We start from the raw sequence: 2,316 nt of genomic DNA, 5'->3' as shown, positions 1-2,316 counted from the left end.
TTCGAAGGCCTGCGGCGACGTCACCTCGTGCACCAGGTGGAGGTCGATGAAGAGGAGATCCGGCTGGGCGTTGGCTCCTTCGCCGTCCCCCTTGCGCACAACGTGCGCGTCCCAGACCTTCTCGGCCAGTGTCTTTGCCACGGCCTGCTCCCTTCACTGCGGTAAGTATTGTGCGTTCCGACGGACTATCTCTTCCACTGAACCAGCACAGCCAAGTAATACGCCAGCGCGTTGACTTGCATCTCAGATAATGAGACGTCAATATCATTACATGGACAATTCTAGTGGAGTCGGTGTCATCGATAAAGCGGCCCATGTGCTTGACGCACTTGAGGCCGGCCCCACCACCCTGGCGCAGCTGGTGGCGGCCACGGGACTGGCCCGGCCCACCGTGCACCGGCTGGCTCTCGCCCTGGTGCACCACAGGCTCGTGAGCCGCGATATCCAGGGCCGCTTCGTGCTCGGGAGCCGCCTGGTGGAACTGGCCTCCGCCGCCGGCGAGGACCGCCTCATCGCCTCCGCCGGCCCCGTGCTCATGCAGCTGCGCGACGCCACCGGCGAAAGCGCCCAGATCTTCCGCCGCCAGGGTGACTGGCGCGTCTGCGTGGCCTCCGCCGAACGCCCGATCGGGCTGCGCGACACCATCCCCGTCGGCACCCAGCTGTCCATGAAGGCCGGCTCCGCCGCCCAGGTGCTGCTGGCGTGGGAGGACCACGACCGCCTCCTGGAAGGCCTCCAGTCCGCCCGCTTCACCCCCACCGTCCTGGCCGGAGTACGACGCCGGGGCTGGGGCCAGAGCCTCGGCGAACGCGAGCCCGGTGTCGCCTCCGTTTCGGCCCCCGTCCGCGGGCCGTCCGGCCGCGTGATTGCCGCGGTGTCCATCTCCGGCCCGATCGAGCGCCTGACCCGCCAGCCGGGGCGCCTGCACGCCGAAGTGGTCTGCAACGCCGGCCGTGTCCTGACGGAAGCGCTGCGCAAGACCAACGACTAAGTATGCTGTGCCCATGAACAGCTATGCGGTCTTCCTGCGGGGCATCAACGTGGGCGGCATCAATATCAAGATGGCCGATCTCAAGAACGCCCTGAAGTCCCGGCCATTTTCGGGTGTCGTGACCCTGTTGGCCAGCGGCAACGTCGTGCTGGCCAGCGAGCTGGATCCGGCCGGCGTCAAAAAGGAATTCGAGGCGTGCCTGCGGGAAACCTTCGGCTACGACGCCTGGGTGGTTGTGCTCACCGCGGGCCGTGTGGCAGCCCTGGTCGACGCGTGCCCCTACCCGGCCGACGACGCGTCCACCCATACGTACCTGACGCTCGCCTCTGATGAAGAGGTCCTCTCGGAGCTGCTCGAGGCAGGCAGGGCCTTGGACAGGGCCGAGCTCACCCGGCTGGGCCCGGAAGCCCTGGCCTGGCTCGCCCCCGCCGGCGGCACTCTGGACAGCCCTTTCAGCAAGCTCTCCTCGAAGGCGAAGTACAAGACTGCCACCACCACACGCAACCTCCGCACCATGATCAAGGTCCGCGACGCCGCGGCCGGGATTTAGGCAGGCCGCATCCGGCCGGCCGCGCACGGACGGCTCACTGCCGACCCGCGGCGGCCTTCAGCGTGGCAGTGAACTTCGCCAGGCGGCTGACCTCACGTTCCACGGGCGCCACGACGAGTTCCCCCGCGACGGCGGCGACGGCGGCTGTCAGTCGCTTCCGTGCCACGGCACTGCGTGACGCTGCCGCGGCTCCGGAGATGAACCGCGCCCCAATCGCCAGGACGATGCCCAGCAGCACTCCCCCGGCGATCATCACGGTAGGAACCGGCCAGCCCTGGACCCGTGGGACCTCTGGCACTGGCAGTTGCAGGTAGCCGAGCGCAGCCAGGACTCCCAGCCACGCGAATCCGGCCAGGGCCGTTACCAAGGCGAGCCACTGAACCGCATTGAACACACCCCACCACCAGGACTTCTTACCAGCGGACAACTCGGTGGAGGCGATTGCCTGGTCCAGTGCATCCGGCAGCCGGTCGTTTCCTTCCCGGGCGGCGCCGCGGATGGCCGCCCGCCACGGGCCAGGGGCACCGGCGGACGCCGCCTCAGCGAATTCCCGGACGGCGGCATCGGTCCGCGCCTGTTCCGGCGCCCCGGCAGGAGGCAGCGACGTCCGGTTCAGTTCAGGTTTGGCGCCCTCGCGGCGCAAGTTCAGACGCCGCAGCGGATCCGGCCTGAACCTGGCCAGCCAGCGGGTCACCGGCCAGCCCGTGCGCCGGGTTGCCTCCAGCCGGTAGGACCGGGCGACGGCGTCGACCACCAACGGCACATTGGCGGCCAC

Annotated in this window: 2 protein-coding genes and 1 pseudogene; 2 read left to right on the top strand and 1 reads right to left on the bottom strand. The window is 68.8% G+C overall.

Features of this window, described 5'->3' with window-relative positions:
- Positions 1–271: 271 nt before the first annotated feature.
- Both Y706_RS0122415 and Y706_RS0122410 read left to right on the top strand, forming a co-directional pair.
- Positions 272–991 (top strand): IclR family transcriptional regulator, encoded by a 720-nt coding sequence (locus tag Y706_RS0122415; RefSeq protein ID WP_026266447.1) that lies wholly within the window; start codon positions 272–274, stop codon positions 989–991.
- Between the two features lie 13 nt (positions 992–1,004).
- Complete coding sequence (locus Y706_RS0122410; protein WP_028278329.1) at positions 1,005–1,541, top strand: DUF1697 domain-containing protein; 537 nt, start codon at positions 1,005–1,007, stop codon at positions 1,539–1,541.
- Between the two features lie 34 nt (positions 1,542–1,575).
- On the opposite strand, the pseudogene Y706_RS0122405 reads toward Y706_RS0122410, so the two are convergent.
- A pseudogene (locus tag Y706_RS0122405) lies at positions 1,576–2,316 on the bottom strand (ABC transporter); the annotation flags it as partial.

Origin of the sequence: Arthrobacter sp. I3, assembly GCF_000520575.1 — a bacterium.
In the GTDB taxonomy this organism is placed as follows: Bacteria; Actinomycetota; Actinomycetes; order Actinomycetales; family Micrococcaceae; genus Arthrobacter; species Arthrobacter humicola_A.
This window is presented reverse-complemented; position numbering and strand designations above follow the sequence as displayed.

Coding starts and splice junctions, on each gene's coding strand:
- Y706_RS0122410 (WP_028278329.1), top strand. CDS start 1,005: ATGAACAGCTATGCGGTCTTCCTGCGGGGCATCAACGTGGGCGGCATC.
- Y706_RS0122415 (WP_026266447.1), top strand. CDS start 272: ATGGACAATTCTAGTGGAGTCGGTGTCATCGATAAAGCGGCCCATGTG.